Source organism: Streptomyces sp. NPDC038213, assembly GCF_055600495.1.
Genome location: NZ_JBVJYM010000035.1, coordinates 58,857 through 81,490, shown reverse-complemented (window position 1 = coordinate 81,490; position 22,634 = coordinate 58,857). Strand labels below are relative to the sequence as shown.

The following is a 22,634-nucleotide window of genomic DNA, read 5'->3' as shown; positions in this document are numbered from 1 at the left end:
GGGTTCGGGATGAAGCGGCAGTCCACGACGAGGTCGGCGTCGACGGGCAGGCCGTACTTGTAGCCGAAGGACATGACGGTGGCCCGCAGCTCGGGCTCCTCGTCGCCCGCGAACTGGGCGTCCATCTTGGCGCGCAGCTCGTGCACGTTCAGGCTGGAGGTGTCGATCACCAGGTCGGCGTCCCCGCGCAGCTCGCGCAGCAGGTCGCGCTCGGCGGCGATGCCGTCCACGATGCGGCCGTCGCCCTGGAGGGGGTGGGGGCGGCGGACCGACTCGAAGCGGCGGACCAGCGCGTCGTCCGAGGACTCCAGGAAGACGATGCGGCGGGTGACCCCCCGGGTGTCGAGGTCGGCGAGGGACTCGCGCAGGTTGTCGAAGAAGCGGCGGCCGCGGACGTCGACGACGACGGCGATCCGCGCCACGTTGCCCTGCGAGCGGGCGCCCAGCTCCACCATGGTGGGGATCAGGGCCGGGGGGAGGTTGTCCACGACGAACCAGCCGAGGTCCTCCAGGCACTTCGCGGCCGTACTGCGGCCCGCTCCGGACATGCCGGAGATGATCACCAGCTCGGGGATGGCCGCCTCGGCGGCTTCGCCGGCCTCCACGCTCGCGCCCGTACTCACCTGTGCTCCGTCCCGGTCGTTCACTGTTGCCTCGTGCACTGTTCCCTCGTGCTCGGTCATTGCTCGGTCCCCCGTTCGGACGAGTGCCCCGCGGGTGCGGGGGGCTCCTCCTCCATGATCTCTCCTGTTGCCGTGTTGACCGCAGGACCGGCGGGCGCGGCCGCGGCGAGCGCCGCTACCACCGTCTCGGCGGTCTTGCGCCCTATGCCCGGCACCTCGCAGATCTGCTCGATTGTCGCCTGCCGGAGCCGCTTCACCGAACCGAAGTGTTTGACCAGGGCCTGCTTGCGGGTCTCCCCCAGGCCCGGTACGGCGTCCAGCGGGCTCGCCTTGATCCGCTTGCCCCGCTTGCTGCGCTGGTACTGGATGGCGAAGCGGTGGGCCTCGTCGCGCACCCGCTGGAGGAGGTACAGGCCCTCGCTCGTACGCGGCAGCACCACGGGGTCGTCCTCGCCGGGCAGCCAGACCTCCTCCAGCCGCTTGGCCAGCCCGCAGACCGCGACGTCGTCGATCCCGAGCTCGTCCAGCGCCCGGCGGGCGGCGGCCACCTGCGGCTGCCCGCCGTCGACCACGACGAGCTGGGGCGGGTACGCGAACCGCCTGGGCCGCCCGTCCTCGGGGGCCCCGGCACCCGCTGCGCCCGCTGCGTCGTGCGCGTCGTCCGCGTCCGCACCGTCCTCGCCGCCGGGGGCCCACTCCCCCGTCTTCAGCTTCTCCTGGAGGTAGCGGCGGAAGCGCCGGGAGACCACCTCGTGCATGGACCGGACGTCGTCCTGGCCCTCGCCGTGCCACACCTGCGTGTCGCCGACCCGGCCCTTGATCTGGAAGCGGCGGTACTCGCCCTTGCGGGCGAGCCCGTCCTCGAAGACCACCATCGAGGCGACCACGTCCTCGCCCTGGAGGTGCGAGATGTCGAAGCACTCGATGCGCAGCGGGGCCCCGTCGAGGCCCAGGGCCTCCGCGATCTCCTCCAGGGCCCGGGAGCGGGTCGTCAGGTCGCCGGCGCGCCTGGTCTTGTGCAGGGCCAGGGACTGCTGGGCGTTGCGCCGGACCGTCTCCATCAGGTCCTTCTTGTCCCCGCGCTGCGGCACGCGCAGGCTGACCTGGGAGCCGCGGTGCTGGGCGAGCCAGGCGGACACGGCCCCGGGGTCCTCCGGCAGGGCCGGTACGAGGACCTCCTTCGGCACGCCCTCGCCGTGCTCCTCGCCGTAGAGCTGCTGGATGGCGTGCTCCACCAGGCCCGCGGTGTCCACGGCCTCGACCTTGTCCGTGACCCAGCCGCGCTGGCCGCGGACCCGGCCGCCGCGGACGTGGAAGATCTGGACGGCGGCCTCCAGCTCGTCCTCGGCGAGGGCGATGAGGTCGGCGTCGGTGGCGTCGGCGAGGACGACGGCGTTCTTCTCCATGGCGCGGCGCAGGGCCGCCGCGTCGTCGCGCAGCCGGGCGGCCTTCTCGTACTCCATCTCCTCGGCGGCCTCGTGCATCTGCTGTTCGAGGCGGGAGAGGTAGGTGCCGGTGCGGCCGGCCATGAACTCGCAGAACTCCTCGGCCAGTTCCCGGTGGTCCTCGGGGGAGATCCGGCCCGTGCAGGGGGCCGAGCACTTGCCGATGTAGCCGAGCAGGCAGGGGCGGCCGATCTGCGCGGAGCGCTTGAACACCCCGGCCGAGCAGGTGCGGACGGGGAAGACGCGGAGCATGAGGTCGACGGTCTCGCGGATGGCCCAGGCGTGCCCGTACGGGCCGAAGTAGCGGACGCCCTTCTTCTTGGGGCCGCGCATCACCTGGACGCGGGGGTACTGCTCGTTGAGCGTCACCGCGAGGGACGGGTAGCTCTTGTCGTCGCGGTACTTGACGTTGAACCGCGGGTCGAACTCCTTGATCCAGGAGTACTCCAGCTGGAGGGCCTCGACCTCCGTGGAGACGACGGTCCACTCGACCGAGGCGGCGGTGGTCACCATCGTCGCCGTACGGGGGTGGAGGCCGGCCAGGTCCTGGAAGTAGCTGTTCAGCCGCTGGCGCAGGCTCTTGGCCTTCCCGACGTAGATCACCCGGCGGTGCTCGTCGCGGAACTTGTAGACCCCCGGGGAGTCGGGGATCTGGCCCGGCTTGGGGCGGTAGCTGGAGGGGTCGGCCATACCACCCACCCTACTGTCGCCCCCTGACACCCCACCCGCTCCCGTAGCCGGGTCCCGCTGCGCGGGGCCTGTTCCCCACCCCGCCCCTTCCCGAACTGGGGCTCCGCCCCAGACCCCGCGCCTCAAACGCCGGCGGGGCTGGAATGGGCGCGCCTGAGCTGGACACGTGCAGCGGCAGAATCCAGCCTCGCCGGCGTTTGAGGCGCGGGGGTCCGGGGGGCGGAGCCCCCGGTATCGGGAAGGGGCGGGGTGGGGGAAAGGCCCCGCGCAGCGGGCCCGGTTGGGGCGGGGGCTGCGCGGGGCCGGTCGGGAGGCGGAGGCGTCAGGGGGTCAGCGCGCGGGACGCCGGCGGACGGCGAAGAAGAGTCCGGCGGCAGCCACCGCACTCCCGGCCCCGGCCGCGGCGATCACCGGCACCGGGACGGACCCGGACCCCGCACCGGACCCGGCGGCAGCGGCAGCAACGGCACCGCCCCCCTCCTCGGCCCCCGCCACCGCGTACCCGCCCGCCTTGCCGGACTTCGCGTACGCCGACCCCGGCAGCTTGTCCCCGTACGCCGCCGCGACCCGCGCCCGGTACCCGGCCAGGCTCACGCCGCCCGCGCCGACGGCGCGCACGGCGTCCTGGTCCAGGGGCAGCACCCGCCCGCCCCCGGCGACGTACCAGGCGTCGATCTGGGGTTCGCGGAAGACCGTCCCGCCGGGCAGCACCCGCGCGCCCTGGGCGGCGTACCGGAACTCGTCGTCCCCGCTGGCGATGTTCACGACCTGCCAGCCCGCCGGGGTCTTCGCCGTCCACAGCGCGGCCCGCTGGCCGTCGGAGGAGACCGCCTTGCTGACGAGGAACTCGATGCGGGCGACGGGCGCCCCCGCCCGGCCCGCGACGAACTCGGGCGAGAGGTAGTGCACGGGTACGGCGCCGCCCTCGATCCGCGGTTTCGCCGCGGACAGCGCGACCCTCCCCTCGCGGGAGAAGAACCGGGCGAGCGTGCCGAGGGTGGCCGGGTCGGCCGCCACCCGGGAGGCGGCGGCCCGCGAGGCGGCGTCGGCGGCCGGGGGCTGCGGTACGGGGGCCGCCGCGGCCTGCGGAGCCCCGGCGAGGGCCAGCAGCGCGGCGGCGGCCCCGGTGGCAGCGGCGACGGCGGTGGCGCGCAGGCGCGCGGGCATCGTGCGGCTCATCGCGGTCACGCCCCGATCCGGTAGAGCGAGTGGGTCCAGGAGAAGGTGCTGTTGTTGACGTACCAGGCGTGCGAGGCCCAGTTGTAGCGGTCGCTGGTCTGCCACGGGTCCCCCCAGTAGACCCAGCTGTTGGCGGTGTCGTACCCGTAGATCACGTGCATGTGGCCGCCGCCGTTGGACCACTGGATGCGGGTCTCGACCGGCCGGTCGTAGTTGATCTCCGTCTGGACGGTGGCGTAGCGGAGCCAGCCGGTCACGTACGAACCGGGGTTGATGCCGGCCCAGCTGAGGCCGGTCTGGACATTGCCCAGCGTGGCCTGGTTGTTGGGGCACTCGGTGCCCTGCTGCCGGTTGAAGGAGGCGTTGCAGAACTGGTTCTGGGAGTAGTTGCGGCCGAACCACGCCGCGATGGTGTTGCCGCCCGCGGCCCAGCACCAGTTGGTCTTCAGCTGCGCCTGCATGGTGATGTTGAGCCGCTTGGCGGCGAGGGCCGCTACCGCGCCCTGCCCGGTCTGACCTGCCTGTTCTGCCGTCTGCGCTGCCGGTACGGCGCCCTGCGGGGATCCACCGGCCGCGGCGGTCGCGGTGGCGGTGGGCAGGGCGATCAGCAGTGCGGACACCGCGGCGGCCAGGCTCAGCCGCCGCTTGTTTCGGTTGCGCATCGCGTTCCTCCCGAGGCGGGGGTGGGGGATGAGAGGAGCGCGTCCGGACGCTGTGGAGGAGCATCGAGGTGTTGTCGCGAGCAGGTCAACAGGCTTCAATACGCGGTGACATCGCGGTGTGAACGGCGGTACCCCGGTGTGAACGGCCGCCGTCCTGCCACCAGGCGCCCCCGCGCCACCGGCCCGGATCCCCATCCGCCGCGCACCGCCGCACGTGAACGTTCACACCGGAGGCGGAGGCGCCATGCGGCCGACCACGGACCCCGGCACGGCTGCGGCCGCGGACCCCGCCGGCGCCGCCGACGAGCTGGCCCGGCTGCTGCGCGGCGGGCCCTTCCACCTGGCACTGCGGGCCGCGCTCGCGGCCCGCGGCCTGCCGCTGCACCGGGTCCAGCACCGGCTGGCCGCCCGCGGGATCAGGGTCGGCGTGACCAGCCTCAGCTACTGGCAGCAGGGGGCCCGGCGCCCGCAGCGCACCGAGTCCCTCCGGGCCGTGCGCGCCCTCGAACAGATCCTGGAGCTCCCCGACGGGGCCCTGCTGCGGCTGCTGGCACCCGGCGGCCCCGGCGGCGATCCGGCCGCCCGCCCGACGGCCCGCCCGTACCGCTCGCTGGTCGTGGCCGGGACGGCCGTCGAGGAGCTGCTGGCCGGGCTGGAGGTCCCGGTGGACGGCGGGCTGCACACGGTCGGCCACCAGGAGCGCGTGCGCATCGGCCCGCGCCGCGAGCTCCAGGGCCGCGACTCCCACCACGTGGTGCGCGCCCACCGCGACGGGGTGGACCGCTACCTCGCCATCCACCACGGCGACCCGGGCTGCGACCCGTCACGCGTCGAGGTCCGCGCCCACGAGAACTGCCGTACCGGGCGGGTCCGCTGGGACGCGGCCACCGGGGTCCTCGTGGCCGAGCTGCTCTTCGACGCCCGGCTGCGGCGCGGGGACACGTACGTCTTCGGGTACGGGTTCGAGGACGGCACCGGCGGGCTCAGCAGCGAGTACGTCCGCGGGTTCAGCTACGCGGGCGGGCAGTACGTGCTCCAGGTCCGCTTCGACGAGGCGGCCCTGCCCGTACGCTGCCGCCGCTTCACCCAGTCCGCGCCCGGCGCCCCGCGCGGGCGGCTCGCGGACCTCACGCCCAGCGGCGGGCACCGGGCCGTGCACCTGGTCGAGCAGGGGGTGCGGCGCGGGCTGCTGGGCATCGCCTGGGACTGGGACTGAGCGGCGGGGCCGGGCCGTGGGGCCGGGCCGTGGGACCGGGCGGGCCGCCCGGCCGCGGCGCGCTCCGGTCAGCCCGCGATCAGCTTGCCCGCCTCGACCCGGACCGGCACGGCCGGCAGCGGCTCGGTGGCCGGGCCGCGCAGCACCGCGCCGGTGGTGACGTCGAAGCGGCTCTTGTGGCAGGGGCAGTTGCCCTCACCCTCATCGATCTTGTCGAGCACGCAGCCCGCGTGGGTGCACTGGGCGCTGAAGGCCTTGTACTGGCCCGCGGCCGGGCAGCTCACCAGCAGCTTGCGCTCCCGGTACAGCTTGGCGCCGCCGACCGGGACCTCGGAGGCCGCGCCGAGCTCGACCGGGGCGGTCGGTACGGCGGGGGTGCCGCCGCCGCTGTTGGTGGCGGTGGAGCAGGCGGCCAGCGTCATGCCGGCCCCGGCCGCGGCGGCCCCCTTGAGCACGGTGCGGCGGGCGGCGGACTGCTCGGGCATGACGACTCCACATTTCGGGTGCGGGATGCGCTCCCGACGATACCGGGGTCCTCGGCGGGCCCCGCATGGGATACGTTCCCGGGGTGATCGTCGTCGGCGGAGAAGCCCTGATCGACCTGGTCCCGGCCCCCGCGGGGGCCCTGCTGCCGCGGCCGGGCGGGGGCCCGTACAACACCGCGCTGGCCCTGGGCCGGCTCGGCGCCCCGGCGGCCTTCTGCTCCCGGGTGTCCACGGACGGGTTCGGCGAAACCCTGCTCGCGGGGCTGCGCGCGGCCGGGGTGGACCTGTCGCTGGTCCAGCGCGGGCCGGAGCCCACCAGCCTGGCCGTGGCCGCCGTCGCGGCGGACGGCTCCGCCTCGTACGGCTTCTACACCTCGGGGACCGCCGACCGGCTGTTCACCCTGCCCGCCGCGCTGCCCCCCGCGGCCCGGGCCCTGGCGCTGGGCACCTGCTCGCTGGCGCTGGAGCCGGGGGCGAGCGCGTACGAGGCCCTGCTGCGCCGGGAGTCGGCGCGCGGGCTGCTGACCTTCCTCGACCCGAACATCCGGCCGGCCCTGATCCCCGGTGCGGACGCCTACCGGGTGCGGTTCCGGTCCTGGCTGCCGTACGTCTCCGTGCTGAAGCTGTCCGAGGAGGACGCGGACTGGCTGGGCGGGGGCGTGGACGACTGGCTGGCCGCCGGGCCCTCGGCGGTGGTGCTGACCCGGGGCGCGGCGGGGCTGTCGGTGGCCACCCGCGAGGGCGGGCGGTACGCCGTACCGGCCCTCCCGGTGGCGGTGGCCGACACCATCGGCGCGGGCGACACCGTCAACGCCGCCCTGCTGCACCGGCTGTGCGCCCCGGGCCCGCCGGACTGGCCGGGGGTCCTGGAGTACGCGGCCCGGGCGGCCGCCGTGACCTGCACCCGCGTGGGCGCCCAGCCGCCGTACGCCCGCGAACTCTGAGGCGTACGGCGGCTGCCGGCCGGGTGCGTGCCGGGCCCCGGGGGCCCGGTCCGGCTCAGCCCTTGCGCGCCCGGGGCGCCTTGGCGGGCGCCGCCTTCTTGGCGGGTGCCGCCTTCTTCGCCGCCGCGGCCGGCTTGGACGCGGCGGTCCTGGCAGCGGTCGACTTGGACGCCGCCGGCTTGGCCGCGGTCTTCTTCGCCGCCGCCTTCCGGCCCGTACGGGCCGCGGGCACGGCCGCGTCGCTGACCCGGTCGGCGCCCAGGATGTCCCGCAGGAACTTGCCCGTGTGGCTCGTGCCCACGGCCGCGACCTGCTCCGGGGTGCCCTCGGCGACCACGAGGCCGCCGCCGCTGCCGCCCTCGGGGCCCATGTCGATGACCCAGTCGGCGGTCTTGATGACGTCGAGGTTGTGCTCGATGACGATGACCGAGTTCCCCTTGTCGACCAGCCCGGACAGGACCTTGATCAGCTTCGAGATGTCCTCGAAGTGCAGGCCGGTCGTGGGCTCGTCCAGGACGTAGACCGTGCGGCCCGTCGAGCGCTTCTGGAGTTCGGAGGCGAGCTTGACGCGCTGGGCCTCGCCGCCGGAGAGCGTGGGCGCCGACTGGCCCAGGCGCACGTACCCGAGGCCGACCTCGTTGAGCGTGCGCAGGTGGCGGGCGATGGTCGGGACGGCCTCGAAGAAGTCGAGCGCCTCCTCGATCGGCAGGTCCAGCACCTCGGCGATGGACTTGCCCTTGTAGTGGACCTCCAGGGTCTCGCGGTTGTACCGGGCGCCGTGGCAGACCTCGCAGGGCACGTACACGTCCGGCAGGAAGTTCATCTCGATCTTGATCGTGCCGTCGCCGGAGCAGTTCTCGCAGCGGCCGCCCTTCACGTTGAAGGAGAAGCGGCCCGGCAGGTACCCGCGGACCTTCGCCTCCATGGTCTCGGCGAAGAGCTTGCGCACGTGGTCGAAGACGCCCGTGTACGTGGCCGGGTTGGAGCGCGGGGTCCGGCCGATCGGGGACTGGTCGACGTGCACCACCTTGTCGACCAGGTCGTCGCCGTCCACGCGGGTGTGGCGGCCCGGCACCGAGCGGGCGCCGTTCAGCTCGCGGGCGAGGTGGGTGTACAGGATGTCGTTGACCAGCGTGGACTTGCCGGAGCCGGAGACGCCCGTGACGGCGGTGAGCACGCCCAGCGGGAAGGAGACGTCGATGTCGCGGAGGTTGTTCTCGCGGGCGCCGTGGACCGTGAGCCTGCGCTCCCCGTCCACCGGGCGGCGGACCTCGGGGATCCCGATGGCCTTCCTGCCGGAGAGGTACTGGCCGGTCATCGACTCGGCGTTCTCCAGCAGCCCGGCGAGGGAGCCGCTGTGGACCACCTTGCCGCCGTGCTCCCCCGCGCCGGGGCCGATGTCCACGACCCAGTCGGCCACCTTGATGGTGTCCTCGTCGTGCTCCACGACGATCAGGGTGTTGCCCATGTCCCGCAGCCTGACCAGGGTCTCGATCAGCCGGTGGTTGTCCCGCTGGTGGAGGCCGATCGAGGGCTCGTCGAGCACGTAGAGGACGCCGACGAGGCCGGAGCCGATCTGCGTGGCCAGCCGGATGCGCTGGGCCTCGCCGCCGGACAGGGTCCCGGCCGCGCGGTTGAGCGAGAGGTAGTCCAGGCCGACGTCGACCAGGAAGCGGAGCCGCTCGTTGACCTCCTTGAGGACCCGCTCGGCGATCTTCTTGTCCCGGGCGTCCAGCCGCATCCGGCCGAGGAACTCGGCGCACTCGCTGATGGACATGGCCGAGACCTCGGCGATGGACTTCTCCATCACCGTCACCGCGAGCACGATCGGCTTGAGCCGGCTGCCCTCGCAGGTGGGGCAGGGCACCTCGCGCATGTACCCCTCGAAGCGCTCCCGGCTGGAGTCGCTCTCGGCCTCCGAGTGCCGCCGCTTGACGAAGGGCACCGCGCCCTCGAAGGCGGTGGTGTAGGCCCGCTCGCGGCCGTAGCGGTTGCGGTAGCGGACCTGGATCTGGGTCTTGTGCCCGTACAGCAGGGCCTTCTTCGCCCGCTGCGGGAGCCCCGCCCAGGGGATGTCCGTGCGGAAGCCGAGCTCGTCCGCGAGGGCGCCGACGAGCCGCTGGAAGTAGTCCTTCGTGTGGCCCAGGGACCAGGGGGACACCGCGCCCTCGTCGAGGGTCCTGTCCTCGTCCGGGATGATCAGCTCGGGGTCGACCTCCATGCGCGTGCCGATGCCGGTGCAGTCGGGGCAGGCGCCGAAGGGCGAGTTGAAGGAGAAGGAGCGCGGCTCCAGCTCCTCGAAGGACAGGTCGTCGTACGGGCAGTAGAGGTGCTCGGAGTACATCCGCTCGCGCTCGGGGTCGTCCGCCGCGAGGTCCACGAAGTCGAGGATGACCATGCCCCCGGACAGCCCGAGCGCGGTCTCCACGGAGTCCGTGAGCCGGCGCTTGGCGCTCTCCTTGACCGTCAGGCGGTCGACGACCACCTCGATGGTGTGCTTCTCCTGCTTCTTCAGGGTCGGCGGCTCGCTGAGCTGGATCGTCTCCCCGTCCACCCGGGCACGGCTGTAGCCCTTGGTCTGGAGGTCGGCGAAGAGGTCGACGAACTCGCCCTTGCGCTCGCGCACCAGCGGCGAGAGCACCTGGAAGCGGCTGCCCTCGGGCAGGGCGAGCACCTTGTCGACGATGGCCTGCGGGGACTGCCGCGAGATCGGGCGGCGGCACTCGGGGCAGTGCGGCTTGCCGATGCGGGCGAACAGCAGGCGCAGGTAGTCGTAGACCTCCGTGATCGTGCCGACCGTCGAGCGCGGGTTGCGCGAGGTCGACTTCTGGTCGATGGAGACCGCGGGCGAGAGGCCCTCGATGAAATCGACGTCGGGCTTGTCCATCTGCCCGAGGAACTGGCGGGCGTACGAGGACAGGGACTCCACGTACCGGCGCTGGCCCTCGGCGAAGATCGTGTCGAACGCCAGGGAGGACTTGCCCGACCCGGAGAGCCCGGTGAAGACGATGAGCGAATCGCGGGGCAGGTCGAGCGAGACGTTCTTCAGGTTGTGCTCGCGCGCGCCGCGGACGATGAGACGGTCGGTCACGCCGGTCCGCACCTTTCTTGAGAGGGCCGGGGTACGGGATCCCCTGAACCCAGGGTAGGGGGATGCCGCGACATGGTGCCGTGGTTCGGATTCCGAGCTTATAGCACGTGCATTCGATTTACGGTGCTCAGCGCCTCGCTTCACCCGAAGGAGTGGCGGCGCTATCGTCGGCGCCATGAACGATCACGTGCGCGACCTGGCAACCCTGCGTGAAGCGACCGACCGTCTGCTCACCTCGGTCGCCGCCCTGGACAACGCGGCACTGGCCGAGGCGTCACGCCTGCCCGGCTGGACCCGCGGCCACGTCCTGGCCCACCTCTCCCGCAACGCCGACGCCCTCGTCAACGTGTTCGAGGGCCGTCCGATGTACGCCAGCGGGGAGGCCCGCGACTCCGACATCGAGCGCGACGCCCCCCGCACCCGGGACGTGCACCTCGCCGACCTGCGCGAGAGCGCGGCCCGCTTCACGGCCGCCACCGCGGGCCCGCAGGACTGGTCCCGCACGGTGGAGCTGCGCAACGGGGTCACCGACGCCGCCGCGAACATCCCCTTCCGCCGCCTCATCGAGATCGAGCTCCACCACGTCGACCTGAACGTCGGCTACGAGCTCGAGGACCTCCCCGCGGAGTTCACCGCCCGCGAGATCCTCTTCCTCGCCGACCGCTGGACCGGCCGCCCGGGGGTCCCGCCCGTCGAGATCGACCCGACGGACGCCCCGGGCACCCTGCGCACCGGCTCCCCGGACGGCGGCGAGCCCGTCGTCCTCTCCGGCACCTCCGCCCAGCTCCTCGGCTGGCTCGCGGGCCGCGGCGACAAGGGCGCCGGGCTCAAGGTCGTCGCGGGACCCGGCCTGCCCGCCCTGCCCGCGCTGTAGGCCGTCCGCCGTACCGGACCCGCCGACCGAAGAACTAGGCTGCCGTCATGACGTACAGCGGAGTGGTGAAGGTCGGCGGTCCGGCGGATGTGCACGAGCTCGCGGACCTGATGATTTCCAAAGTCGCGGTGGGCCCGATGGACAACAACGCCTACCTGCTGAGGTGCCGGGCCACCGGCGAGCAGCTGCTGGTCGACGCGGCGGCCGAGCCGGAGACCCTGCTCGCGCTCATCGGCGGCGACGGCATCGCCTCCGTGGTCACCACGCACCAGCACGGGGACCACTGGGGCGCCCTGCGGGAGGTCGTGGACGCCACCGGGGCGCGGACGTACGCGGGACGCGAGGACGCCGGCGGCATCCCCGTCGCCACGGACGTGCCGGTGGACGACGGGGACACCATCACCGTCGGGCGGGTCACGCTGACCGCGCGGCACCTGGTGGGGCACACCCCGGGCTCGATCGCCCTCGTCTACGACGACCCGCACGGCCACCCCCACGTGTTCACCGGCGACTGCCTCTTCCCGGGCGGCGTGGGCAACACGCACGACGACCCCGCGGCCTTCACGAGCCTGCTCGACGGGGTGGAGGCCAAGCTCTTCGGCGCCCTGCCCGACGAGACCTGGGTCTACCCGGGCCACGGCAAGGACACCACGCTCGGCGCCGAGCGCCCGCACCTCGCGGAGTGGCGCGAGCGCGGCTGGTAGCAGGGGCGGCGGCGAACACCGCGGGGCCCGCCGCACACCGCGGGCCCCGCGTCAACGCCTCCCCGGTCCGCCACCCGTTCGGGTCGCCACCGCGCGTCCCTGCGCCGCGGCCGGGGCGCAGCCGGTACACGGGGCCCATGTACGAAGCCCCGCCCGACGGCCCCTCCCCCGCGACCGGCCCCTCGGACCCCCCGCCCGGACCCGCCGGCCCGGACCCCGCCGCCCGCAGCGGCCCCTCGATGCCCCGGCTGGCCGCGGCCTCCCTCGCGGGCACGGCGATCGAGTTCTACGACTTCTTCGTCTACGGCACGGCGGCCGCCCTCGTCCTCGGACCGCTGTTCTTCCCGACGTTCTCCCCGCTGGCCGGCACCCTGGCCGCCTTCGGCACCTTCGGGGTCGGCTTCGTGGCCCGCCCCCTCGGCTCGCTCCTCTTCGGCCACATCGGCGACCGCCACGGGCGCCGCCCGGTCCTGCTCGTCTCGCTGCTGCTCACCGGCGTCGCCACCGTCGCCGTCGGCTGCCTGCCCACGTACGCCTCCATCGGCGCGGCCGCCCCGGCGTCGCTGCTCGTCCTGCGCTTCCTCCAGGGGCTCGGGCTGGGCGGGGAGTGGGGCGGGGCCGTGCTGCTGACCGCCGAGCACGCCCCGGCCCGGCGGCGCGGGCTGTGGGCGAGCATCCCGCAGACCGGCCCGCCGATCGGCTTCCTGCTCGCCAACGGCATCGTGCTGGGGCTCTCCGCGGCCCTCACGGACGCCCAGTTCCGGTCGTGGGGCTGGCGGGTGCCGTTCTGGTTCGCGGGGCTCCTGGCGGCCGTCGGGCTGCTGCTGCGGGCCCCGCTGGAGGAGACCCCGGCCTTCCGGGCCCTCGCGGAGTCCGGGAAGCGGGCCCAGGCCCCCGTCGCGGAGGTCTTCCGCCGGCACTGGCGGCCCGTCCTGCTCAGCGGCGGCGGGCTGGCCATCGGGTACGCGATCTTCTACACGGTCACGACCTGGTCCCTGGCCTACGGCACCGGGCAGCTGGGCGTGGGCCGCACCACCATGCTGGCCTGCATCATGGTGGCCGTCCTCGTCAAGGCGCCCCTGACCCCGGTCTTCGCGCTGCTCGGCGACCGCTGGGGGCGGCGGCCGGTGTGCCTGGCGGGCTGCGCCGCGGCCGCCGTGTGGATGTTCCCCATGACGGCCCTGCTGGGCACCGGCCGGCCGGTGGCGATGGCCTTCGGGTTCACGGTGGCGCTGATCGCGATGGTCATGATCCTGTCGGTGATCGCGGCGTACCTGCCGGAGCTGTTCGAGCCGCGGGTGCGCTGCACCGGCGCCGCCGTCGGCTACAACCTCGGCGGGGTGCTCGGCGGGGCGCTGACCCCGATCGTGGCCACGGCGCTGGTGGGCAGCGGCGGGCCGCCGTGGGCGGTGGCCGCGTACCTGACCGCGATCGCCCTGGTCAGCCTGGGCTGCTTCGCCCTGCTGCCGGAGACCGCGCCGGCCGCGGCGCCGCAGGCGGCGGGCGCGGAGGCCGCGGCCGAGCCGGCGGCGGCCTGAGGACCGCCGCCCCGTACGGAAGGAGCCGGCCGGGGCTGATGCCCCGGTCGGCTCCCTGCGCACGTCTCTGCGCGGGCCTGCGCGTCTGCGCGGCCGGCGTCTGCGGAGGTCAGGCCTCCACGGACTCCTTGCCGTCGGCCGCCTTGGCGGCCTCCGCCTGCTCCTGCTTCTTCGAGGCGATCAGGCTGGTGATCGTGGTGATCACGAGGACACCGCAGATCACGGTCAGGGAGAACGGGATGGAGATCTCCGGGACGTGGACGCCGCTCTCGTGCAGCGCGTGCAGCACGAGCTTGACGCCGATGAAACCGAGGATCACCGACAGGCCGTAGCTCAGGTGGACCAGCTTCTTCAGCAGGCCGCCGATGAGGAAGTACAGCTGGCGCAGACCCATCAGCGCGAAGGCGTTCGCGGTGAAGACGATGTACGGGTCCTGGGTCAGGCCGAAGATCGCCGGGATGGAGTCCAGGGCGAACAGCACGTCGGTGGTGCCGATGGCGAGCATGACGACCATGAGCGGGGTCATGATGCGCTTGCCGTTGTTCTGGATGAACAGCTTCGTGCCGTGGTACTTGTCGGCGACGCCGAACTTCTTCTCGATGGACTTGAGGAGGCGGTTCTCCTCGAACTCGTCCTCGTCCTCGTCGGAGCGCGCCTCCTGGATGAGCTTCCAGGCGGTGTAGATCAGGAACGCGCCGAAGATGTAGAAGACCCAGGAGAAGCTGGTGATGATCGCGGCGCCGGCGGCGATGAAGATCGCGCGCAGGACCAGGGCGATCAGTACGCCGATGAGCAGCACCCGCTGCTGGAGGTGCGTGGGCACCGCGAACTTCGCCATGATCAGGACGAAGACGAAGAGGTTGTCGACGCTCAGCGACTTCTCGGTGATGTAGCCGGCGAAGAACTCGCCGGCCGACTGGCTGTTGCCGAAGAACAGCAGTCCGAGGCCGAAGAGGACGGCCAGGACGATCCAGACGATCGTCCAGATGCCGGCTTCCTTGACCGACACGTCGTGCGGCTTGCGGCCGATGAAGAAATCGGCCCCGATCAGGATGCACAGACCGACAATGGTCAGCACCCAGAGGTTCAACGAAACGTCCACTACGCCTCCGGCAGATGGCTACAGCTCTAGGTCAGCGTCATCGCTGCCGGAGGTCTCTTCCACCCGGCGGTACTGCGTACCGCGGGCCGACGCCCCGGGACCGATTGCGGTCCGTATTGACGGGGTCGCCGTGGCAGGGAATGCAGGAATACTCCCCTCCGCGCACATAAGAGTACCGGTAGGGGGTAGCAAAGGTAAAGGGAAACCCAAAGACTGGTCAGGGGACGGTCAGTGCGGCCGCTGCCCCGCCACCCCGGCCGCGGCCCCCGGTCAGCGGAAGGGGTCGGGGGGCATCAGCCCCCGCGCCTCCGCGACCTGGGCGAGCACCAGGTCCAGGACGTTGCTCCCGGCGGGCGGGAGCACCGGCTCGTAGGTCCAGGCGTGTCCCACCCACGGATCGGCGAGGTGGTCGTCGGGGACCGGCGAGAGCCGCAGCAGGGACCGCCACAGCGGGTCCAGCAGCGGCCCGAAGGCCGAGGCCTCGTCACGGTCCGCAACCATCAGCAGGTGTACCCCGACCGGGGGACCCTCGTCGGCGAGGTAGCGCAGCCGGGTGACGCCGCGCTCGTCGAAGCCGTGCGGGAAGTCGTGGACGACGAGGAGCTGCGCCGCCGGGTCCACGTCGGCCGGCAGCTCCTGCCCGTCCGGGGCGCCGCCGCGCCGGGCCATCTGCGCGAGGTCCACCCGCCGGGTCAGCCGGGAGAGCACCTCCGTCACCGCGGCGGCCCCGCGGGCCGGCGGCCCGGCCAGGACCCCGGCGCGGACCAGCGGGGCGAGGGCGTCCGCCCCGGCGCCCGCCGGGTCGACCACGTGGACGGAGAGCGCTCCGGCCGGGTGCACGGCCAGCATCCGCGCGGCGTGCGCGACCGCCGTGTCGAGGGCGGCCCGCCGCAGCGGTGCGGTGTCCATCGCCATCGCCGTCTCGGAGCCCGTGCGCCCGCTGTCGATCCACAGGCCGCGCTCCAGCGGCAGCCTGACCAGCATCGGGATGCGCAGCTCGGGGCGCTCGGGCAGGTGCAGGTCGCCGAGCCGCAGGGACATGGGGGTCTCGGCGGGCGGCCGGTGGGCCTGCCAGCAGGGGTGGTCCCAGCGGGCGAAGGCGGCGGGCAGCGCGGGCTCCACGGCCTCGGACTCCGCCGTCAGCTGGGCGAGGTCCCGCTCCAGCACCTCGGCCGCCTGGGCGACGAGCCCGTCCCGGCGGGCCTGGGCAGTCTCGCGGGCGGCGTCGCCGGAGCCGCCGATCCGGCTGCGCGGGTCGGACAGGACCTCGTCGAGCTCGCGGTCCATCCGGGAGTCCGCGAAGTCCACGGCGCTGCGGTAGGCGGCCGCGGAGCGGGCCAGGTCCTCGAACATGCCCCAGACCTGGTTGTGCAGCCGCTCCTCCATGGACCAGCCGGAGGCGTCGCCCGCGAAGGGGCGCGGCGGCTCCCCGGGGCGCTGCTCGGGGGCCTGCGGGGCGGGCGCCGGGGGCTCGGTGCGGGCTCGGCGGGGGTGGGCGTAGTCGATGGCGGGGGCGGGGCCGGGGGCGCCGCCGTACGGCGCTCCGGAGGATCCGGGTGCTTCCACCCCCGGTACTCCGGGCGCGCCGGGGTGCTGCCCGGTTCCGGCGGTGCCGGTCGCCGCCGTGCCGGTCCCGGCGGTCGTGCGGTCGGTCAGCGTGCGGTCCGCGGGCTCGTGGCCGGCGGGGGTGCGGTCCGGGGCGGCGTCGGCGGGCACGCGGTCCGCCGGGGCGCGGTCTGCGGGCGCGGGGTCCGCCGCCCGGTCCGCGCCCGCGTGCCCGGACGGAGCGGCGCCGGCACCGGTACCGGCTGCTGCGGCGGTCTGCGGGACCGGCTGGGACGCCGGGCCGGCCGGGCGGGCCGCGGCTGCGGCTGCCCAGGCCTCGGCGGCGGCCGCGGCGGCCACCGGGGCGGCGAGGCCGTGGTCCGCGAGGAGGGCGGCGAGCCCTTCGGCGTACCCCTGGCCGACCGCGCGCACCTTCCAGGCGCCCTGGCGGCGGTAGAGCTCCAGGGCCACGACGGCGGACTCCGACTCCAGGCCGGTCAGGGTGTAGCTGGCGATCTCCGCGCCCTCCGGGGAGCCCACGGACAGGTACGGGGAGGCCACCGATCCGAAGCGGGCCGGCCCGCCCGGCTGGAGCGCGAGGAGCACGGCGATCCGGTGCACCGCCTCCGGTACGGCGTCCAGGTCGACGGCGATGCGGTGCTCGGCCGCGGCCCCGGCGGGCACCCGCACCCCGGGGGCGCCGGTGCGGCCCGGGTGGGCCAGCGCCTCGGGCCCGGACATCCGGCCCTGCTCGTCCGCGAGCGCGGCGCCCGCGAGCACCGCGGTGCCCGCCGAGACGCGGACCTCCATCCGCGTCAGCGCCAGCGGGTGGTTCTGCCCCCGCACCAGCTCGGCCGTCATCGCCGCCCCACCCTTTTCGCTCTCGGTCCTGCCCTGTGCCCGGTGCCGCCGCGCCTCAGAGGTGCGGGGCGATGGACGGCATGAGGTCCTGGAAGGTCCGTCCGTTGGCCGGGCTGCCGATGGCCGTCATCTTCCAGCCGGAGCCGAGCCGGTGCACCTTCGCCATGATCTGCGCCGTGTACTGGCCGCCGCCGGCCAGGGTGTAGCGGGCCAGCTCCTGGCCGGTGGCCTCGTCGACGAGCCGGCAGAAGGCGTTCTCCACCTCCTGGAAGGTCTGCCCGGTGAAGGAGTTCACTGTGAAGACGATCTGGTCGATGTGGACCGGCACGCGCTGGAGGTCGACGAGGATCGCCTCGTCGTCCCCGCCCTGGCCCACGCCGCCGACCAGGTTGTCGCCGGTGTGCTTGACCGAGCCGTCGTCGCTGACCAGGTGCCGGAAGAAGACCACGTCCACGGGCTGGCCCTCGGCGAAGAGCACGGCCGAGGCGTCCAGGTCGATCTCGCGGGTGCGCGAGCCGAACAGCCCGCGGCGCTTGGCCGCCTGCCAGCCGAGGCCCATCCGCACGGAGCTCAGGGAGCCCCCGCCGGCCTTCTCCAGACTGATGGCCTGACCCTTGGTCATGTTGACCGTCACGCGCAGTCCCCTCTCTTGCGTCTGATGCGCCTCGTGCGATGCTGCGGCTGCCCTGACGCGCCCAACCCTACGCACAGGCACCGGTACCGGGCCGGACGCGTCCGAATCTGTGTCTCTCCTGAGACACGGGGCCGAAACCCGCCCGGCCCGCGGGTGCTCCGGTGCGCCCCCGCGGTCAGGCGAGCCCGGCCTCCTTCATCTGCCGCAGCTCCTTCTTCAGCTCGCCCACCTCGTCCCGGATCCGGGCCGCGACCTCGAACTGCAGGTCGGCCGCGGCGGCCCGCATGCGGTTCGTCATCTCCTCGATCAGCTGGGCCAGTTCCGCCGCGGGACGGTCCGTGGGCACGGCCCCGGCGTCCTTGCCGGCCTTGCCGCCCCCGGCCTTCGCGGCCTTCCCGCCGAGCGCAGGCACCGGGGCCTTGGCCCCCTTGCCTCCCTTGGCCTCGGCGGCCTGCCGGTAGCCCGTGCCCAGCAGCTCCTCGGTGTCGACCTCCTCGCGGGCGATGGTGGCGACGATGTCGTTGATCTTCTTGCGGAGCGGCTGCGGGTCGATGCCGTTCGCCTTGTTGTACGCGACCTGCTTCTCGCGGCGGCGGTTGGTCTCCTCGATCGCCTTCTCCATCGCGGGGGTGATCTTGTCCGCGTACATGTGGACCTGGCCGGAGACGTTGCGCGCCGCGCGGCCGATGGTCTGGATCAGGGAGGTCCCCGAGCGCAGGAAGCCCTCCTTGTCCGCGTCGAGGATGGCGACCAGCGAGACCTCGGGCAGGTCGAGGCCCTCGCGCAGCAGGTTGATGCCGACCAGTACGTCGTACTCACCGGCCCGCAGCTCGCGCAGGAGCTCGATGCGGCGCAGGGTGTCCACGTCGCTGTGCAGGTAGCGGACCTCGATGCCCAGTTCGAGGAAGTAGTCCGTGAGGTCCTCGGCCATCTTCTTCGTGAGGGTGGTGACGAGGACCCGCTCGTCGCGCTCGGTGCGCAGGCGGATCTCGTGGACCAGGTCGTCGATCTGGCCCTCGGTGGGCTTGACGACGACCTCGGGGTCGACGAGGCCGGTCGGGCGGATGATCTGCTCGACGAACCCGTCGCCGCGCGAGAGCTCGTACGCCCCGGGGGTGGCGGACAGGTAGACCGTCTGCCCGATCCGCTCCTGGAACTCCTCCCACTTCAGCGGCCGGTTGTCGAGGGCGGAGGGCAGTCGGAAGCCGTGGTCGACCAGGGTGCGCTTGCGCGAGGCGTCGCCCTCGTACATGGCGCCGATCTGCGGGACCGTCACGTGCGACTCGTCGATGACCAGGAGGAAGTCCTCCGGGAAGTAGTCGATGAGGGTGTTGGGCGCGGATCCGCGCTCGCGGCCGTCCATGTGGAGCGAGTAGTTCTCGATGCCGGAGCAGGAGCCGATCTGCTGCATCATCTCCAGGTCGTACGTGGTGCGCATCCGCAGCCGCTGGGCCTCCAGGAGCTTGCCCTGCTGCTCCAGCTCGGCCAGCCGCCCGGTGAGCTCCGTCTCGATGCCCGCGATGGCCTTCTGCATCCGCTCGGGGCCGGCGACGTAGTGGCTGGCGGGGAACACGTACAGCTCGCGGTCCTCGCTGATGACCTCGCCCGTCAGCGGGTGCAGCGTGGACAGGGCCTCGATCTCGTCGCCGAACATCTCGATGCGGACGGCGAGTTCCTCGTAGACCGGGAAGATCTCGATGGTGTCCCCGCGGACGCGGAAGGTGCCGCGGGTGAAGGCCAGGTCGTTGCGCGCGTACTGGATGTCCACGAAGCGGCGCAGGAGCTGGTCGCGGTCGACCTCCTCGCCGACCTTGAGGGGGACCATGCGGTCCACGTACTCCTGCGGGGTGCCGAGGCCGTAGATGCAGGAGACGGAGGCGACGACGATCACGTCCCGCCGGGTGAGGAGGGAGTTCGTCGCGGAGTGCCGCAGCCGCTCGACCTCCTCGTTGATCGAGGAGTCCTTCTCGATGTAGGTGTCGGACTGCGGTACGTACGCTTCCGGTTGGTAGTAGTCGTAGTAGGAGACGAAGTACTCGACGGCGTTGTTCGGCAGGAGCTCGCGGAACTCGTTCGCCAGCTGGGCGGCCAGGGTCTTGTTCGGTGCCATGACCAGGGTCGGGCGCTGGAGCCGCTCGATCATCCAGGCGGTCGTGGCGGACTTGCCCGTGCCGGTGGCGCCGAGGAGGACGACGTCCTTCTCGCCCGCCTTGATGCGGCGCTCCAGCTCGGCGATGGCCGCCGGCTGGTCGCCGCTGGGCTGGTAGGGACTGACCACCTCGAAAGGGGCCACCGTGCGTTCGATCTTCGATACGGGCCGCATACCACCACCGTACGACCCCCCGCTGACACTCACGCGACCGTCCGCGCCGGGTCACCGCTCCCGCGGGTACGAGGGCTCGTCGTACGGGGCCCGCACGGGCCACACCGGGCGCCGGGGCTCGGGGGCGGCGCGCCGGACCTCACCGGGCTTCTGCCAGTCCTGCGCGCCCATGACCAGCAGCGGATCGAACATGACCACGACACCGGCGAGGATCAGGAAGACCACGGGGCCGATCAGCATCGGGGCGAGGAGACCCGTCGGCTCCTCCCCGCCGAGGGCCCCGTAGCCTCCCCCGATCCGGACCCGGACGGCGGCCATGGCCGTGTAGTGCATCCCCGTGACCGCCAGGCCCATGACCAGGCTGGCGCCCACCGCGGGGAGGAAGCCCCGGATGGTGACGGCGGCCCACAGGGCGGCGGTGGAGGCGACGACCGCGATCACCACGGACAGCGCCACGATCCTGGTGTCGTACTCGACGTGCCCGTGCAGCCGCAGCCCCGCCATGCCCAGGTAGTGCATGGAGGCCACGCCGAGCCCGGTGAGGGTGCCGCCGGTGACCAGCGCCATCGGGGTGCTGCCCCGGTACCCCACGATGAAGATCCCCACGCCCACCATCACGATCGCGACGGCCAGGCTCGCGAACGTGGTCCGTTTGTCGTAGTTGAGTGGCGACTCCAAGATCGAGAACCCCATCATCGCGATGAAGTGCATCGTCCAGATGCCCGATCCGATGGCGGTCGCCCCGAGCGCCAGCCACCCGGTTCGCCAGGACCTCTGGACGCGGAGGGAGCGGGTGGTGCAGCGCAGTCCCAGCGCACCGCCCAGACAGGCCATCAGATAGGCAGCGAGAGGAGTGATCCAGCCATAACTGAAGCCGTCGACCGTGCCGTACGTACCCGACATGCCGTCCACGCCGTCCCTCCCCGCCCGTCCTTCGGCCGCGCCGGACCGCCGCCCGCGCCCAGGTGTGCTGGTGCGGGGCCGATTGAGGGCGAGAGTAGGGCTACGGACCGCACCCGCGCACCGCCTCCGCCCAGATTGGCCCCGACCAATTCCCGCCAGGAGGCGATCCGGACGGATTCGTTCACTCTGCGGACATCCGCGCCCCGTGCCCCGTTGCCCGCGCGCGGGCACGCTGACTGTGGCCACCACTGCGTCGCCCGCCGGTCCCCGGCTGCCGACACCGAGGAGAACGCACATGTACGTACGATCCTTCGCGGCGGCCGCGGCCGCCCTTCTCGGCCTCGCCCTCACCAGCCCCGGCCAGTCCCCCGCCGCCGCCGCCGACCCCTACCGCCTCGCGGCGCCGGTCGTCTTCGCCCACCGGGGGGCTTCCGCGTACGCGCCGGAGAACACCCTCCAGGCCGTCGACTACGCCGAGCGCCTCGGCATCGACTGGGTGGAGAACGACGTCCAGCGGACCCGGGACGGCGTGCTCGTCGTCATCCACGACGACACCCTCAGCCGCACCACCGACGCCGAGCAGCGCTTCCCCGACCGCGCCCCCTGGCGGGTCCGCGACTTCACGGCGGCGGAGATCGCCCGGCTGGACGCGGGGAGCTGGTTCAGCGACGCGTACGCGGGCGCGCGCGTACCGACGCTGCGCCAGTTCCTCGACCGGCTCGGCTACCACCAGCAGCGGCTGCTGCTGGAGATCAAGAAGCCGGAGCTGTACCCGGGCATCGAGAAGGACGTCCTGCGGGTGCTGGGCGAGGCGGGCTGGCTCGACGCCTCGCACGTCAAGCGCCGGCTGGTCGTCCAGAGCTTCAGCGCCGAGTCCCTCCAGACCGTGCACCGCGAGCGGCCCGACCTGACCACCGGGTTCCTCGGCTCGCCCCCGATCTCCGAGCTGCCCCGGTACGCGGCCTTCACCGACCGGATCAACCCGCAGTACGCGAGCGTGACGAAGGAGTGGGTGGCGGCCGTACACGCGCTCGACGGGGCGCACGGCAAGCCGATGACGGTCAGCGCCTGGACGGTCAACGACGCGGCGACGGCCCGCCGGGTCCGCGACCACGGCGTGGACGGGATCATCACCAACGTACCCGACGTGGTCAGGGACGCCGTGGGCGGCTACTGACCTGCTTCCCCGGGCCGGGCGCTGTCGGTGCCCGGCCGTACGGTGGGGGCGTGAACGACAACACCGGGCAGGACGGGGGCGGGGCCGCCGCCCCCCGCTTCGAATGGACCGTGGCCGACAGCGCCGTCGGGCCGCTGTTCCTCGCGGCGACCCCCGAGGGGCTGGTCCGCGTCGAGTTCCACGCGGGCACCGGCGAGGCCGGGGCGCAGGCCCTGGCGGCCCGGCTGGGCGGGCCCGGGGTGCATCCGCGCCCGGGCGCCGAGGAGCTGCTGGCCGAGCCGGTGCGCCAGGTCGCGGAGTACTTCGCGGGCCGGCTCAGGCGCTTCGCGCTGCCGCTGGACTGGCGGCTGACGGCCGGGTTCAACCGGCAGGTCCTCCAGGAGCTGGACCGCAGCGTCCCCTACGGCGCGGTGGTCGGGTACGGGGACCTGGCGGCCCGCGTCGGACAGCCCGGGGCGGCCCAGGCCGTGGGCGCCGCCATGGGCTCCAACCCGCTGCCGGTGGTCGTGCCCTGCCACCGGGTGGTGGAGAGCGGCGGGGGCCTCGGGGGCTTCGGCGGCGGGCTCGAGTCCAAGCGGACCCTGCTGGCCCTGGAGGGCGTGCTCCCCGAACCGCTGTTCTGAGGCGCCGGGGGCCCG

The 22,634-nt window shown here is 73.4% G+C and carries 18 protein-coding genes; 7 read left to right on the top strand and 11 right to left on the bottom strand.

The window, feature by feature from the left end; genetic code table 11:
- The 4 genes from ACZ7JZ_RS31655 to ACZ7JZ_RS31640 all read right to left on the bottom strand — a co-directional run.
- Positions 1 to 683 (bottom strand): RapZ family nucleotide-binding protein (locus tag ACZ7JZ_RS31655; protein WP_470945468.1); only part of this gene is annotated, 683 nt, incomplete at its 3' end.
- Entirely contained in the window at positions 680 to 2,758 is a 2,079-nt protein-coding gene (uvrC, locus tag ACZ7JZ_RS31650; protein ID WP_470945466.1) for an excinuclease ABC subunit UvrC, read from the bottom strand. The genes uvrC and ACZ7JZ_RS31655, both read right to left, overlap by 4 nt.
- Positions 2,759 to 3,088: 330 nt before the next feature.
- Complete coding sequence (locus ACZ7JZ_RS31645) at positions 3,089 to 3,937, bottom strand: hypothetical protein (protein WP_470945476.1); 849 nt, start codon at positions 3,935 to 3,937, stop codon at positions 3,089 to 3,091.
- A 5-nt stretch (positions 3,938 to 3,942) separates the two neighbouring features.
- On the bottom strand, positions 3,943 to 4,599 hold the full coding sequence (locus ACZ7JZ_RS31640; RefSeq protein WP_470945465.1) for a papain-like cysteine protease family protein: 657 nt from the start codon (positions 4,597 to 4,599) through the stop codon (positions 3,943 to 3,945).
- A 244-nt stretch (positions 4,600 to 4,843) separates the two neighbouring features.
- On the opposite strand from ACZ7JZ_RS31640, the gene ACZ7JZ_RS31635 reads away from it, so the two are divergent.
- Positions 4,844 to 5,815 carry a hypothetical protein gene (locus tag ACZ7JZ_RS31635; protein WP_470945464.1) on the top strand — a complete coding sequence of 324 codons (972 nt, stop codon included), beginning with the start codon at positions 4,844 to 4,846 and terminating at the stop codon, positions 5,813 to 5,815.
- Positions 5,816 to 5,883: 68 nt separating this feature from the next.
- On the opposite strand, the gene ACZ7JZ_RS31630 is transcribed toward ACZ7JZ_RS31635, so the two are convergent.
- Complete coding sequence (locus tag ACZ7JZ_RS31630) at positions 5,884 to 6,300, bottom strand: Rieske (2Fe-2S) protein (RefSeq protein ID WP_470945461.1); 417 nt, start codon at positions 6,298 to 6,300, stop codon at positions 5,884 to 5,886.
- An 83-nt stretch (positions 6,301 to 6,383) separates the two neighbouring features.
- Between ACZ7JZ_RS31630 and ACZ7JZ_RS31625 the strand changes: the two genes are divergently transcribed.
- Complete coding sequence (locus tag ACZ7JZ_RS31625) at positions 6,384 to 7,244, top strand: carbohydrate kinase family protein (protein ID WP_470945459.1); 861 nt, start codon at positions 6,384 to 6,386, stop codon at positions 7,242 to 7,244.
- Between the two features lie 55 nt (positions 7,245 to 7,299).
- Here the strand turns inward: ACZ7JZ_RS31625 and uvrA are convergent, their stop codons facing one another.
- A complete protein-coding gene (gene uvrA, locus ACZ7JZ_RS31620) occupies positions 7,300 to 10,335 on the bottom strand; it encodes an excinuclease ABC subunit UvrA (RefSeq protein ID WP_470945457.1) in 3,036 nt (1,011 codons plus the stop codon).
- 175 nt (positions 10,336 to 10,510) lie between these two features.
- Here uvrA and ACZ7JZ_RS31615 point away from each other — a divergent pair, with 175 nt between their 5' ends.
- The 3 genes from ACZ7JZ_RS31615 (at position 10,511) to ACZ7JZ_RS31605 (ending at position 13,451) form a co-directional block, all read left to right on the top strand.
- A complete protein-coding gene (locus ACZ7JZ_RS31615; RefSeq protein ID WP_470945455.1) occupies positions 10,511 to 11,209 on the top strand; it encodes a maleylpyruvate isomerase family mycothiol-dependent enzyme in 699 nt (232 codons plus the stop codon).
- Positions 11,210 to 11,256: 47 nt separating this feature from the next.
- Positions 11,257 to 11,913 (top strand): MBL fold metallo-hydrolase, encoded by a 657-nt coding sequence (locus tag ACZ7JZ_RS31610; protein WP_470945452.1) that lies wholly within the window; start codon positions 11,257 to 11,259, stop codon positions 11,911 to 11,913.
- Positions 11,914 to 12,152: 239 nt separating this feature from the next.
- Positions 12,153 to 13,451: an MFS transporter gene (locus ACZ7JZ_RS31605; RefSeq protein ID WP_470945474.1), complete on the top strand. Its 1,299-nt coding sequence runs from the start codon at positions 12,153 to 12,155 to the stop codon at positions 13,449 to 13,451.
- A 109-nt stretch (positions 13,452 to 13,560) separates the two neighbouring features.
- Here ACZ7JZ_RS31605 and ACZ7JZ_RS31600 read toward each other — a convergent pair whose 3' ends face one another.
- The 5 genes from ACZ7JZ_RS31600 to ACZ7JZ_RS31580 all read right to left on the bottom strand — a co-directional run bounded on the left by ACZ7JZ_RS31600 (position 13,561) and on the right by ACZ7JZ_RS31580 (position 20,819).
- Complete coding sequence (locus tag ACZ7JZ_RS31600) at positions 13,561 to 14,553, bottom strand: TerC/Alx family metal homeostasis membrane protein (protein ID WP_470945450.1); 993 nt, start codon at positions 14,551 to 14,553, stop codon at positions 13,561 to 13,563.
- Positions 14,554 to 14,823: 270 nt separating this feature from the next.
- Positions 14,824 to 16,959 carry a TerD family protein gene (locus tag ACZ7JZ_RS31595; RefSeq protein ID WP_470945448.1) on the bottom strand — a complete coding sequence of 712 codons (2,136 nt, stop codon included), beginning with the start codon at positions 16,957 to 16,959 and terminating at the stop codon, positions 14,824 to 14,826.
- A gap of 55 nt (positions 16,960 to 17,014) precedes the next feature.
- Positions 17,015 to 17,593, bottom strand: coding sequence for a TerD family protein (locus tag ACZ7JZ_RS31590; RefSeq protein ID WP_470945447.1), 579 nt, complete (start codon positions 17,591 to 17,593; stop codon positions 17,015 to 17,017).
- A 175-nt stretch (positions 17,594 to 17,768) separates the two neighbouring features.
- The gene (gene uvrB / locus ACZ7JZ_RS31585) at positions 17,769 to 19,916 is read right to left on the bottom strand and encodes an excinuclease ABC subunit UvrB (RefSeq protein ID WP_470945446.1); all 2,148 of its coding nucleotides are present in this window, start codon (positions 19,914 to 19,916) and stop codon (positions 17,769 to 17,771) included.
- Positions 19,917 to 19,967: 51 nt separating this feature from the next.
- Positions 19,968 to 20,819 (bottom strand): MHYT domain-containing protein, encoded by an 852-nt coding sequence (locus ACZ7JZ_RS31580; protein WP_470945472.1) that lies wholly within the window; start codon positions 20,817 to 20,819, stop codon positions 19,968 to 19,970.
- A gap of 295 nt (positions 20,820 to 21,114) precedes the next feature.
- On the opposite strand from ACZ7JZ_RS31580, the gene ACZ7JZ_RS31575 reads away from it, so the two are divergent.
- Together ACZ7JZ_RS31575 and ACZ7JZ_RS31570 are read left to right on the top strand one after the other, a co-directional pair.
- Positions 21,115 to 21,996, top strand: coding sequence for a glycerophosphodiester phosphodiesterase (locus ACZ7JZ_RS31575; protein WP_470945445.1), 882 nt, complete (start codon positions 21,115 to 21,117; stop codon positions 21,994 to 21,996).
- Positions 21,997 to 22,046: 50 nt separating this feature from the next.
- Positions 22,047 to 22,619: a methylated-DNA--[protein]-cysteine S-methyltransferase gene (locus ACZ7JZ_RS31570; protein ID WP_470945444.1), complete on the top strand. Its 573-nt coding sequence runs from the start codon at positions 22,047 to 22,049 to the stop codon at positions 22,617 to 22,619.
- Positions 22,620 to 22,634: the final 15 nt, after the last annotated feature.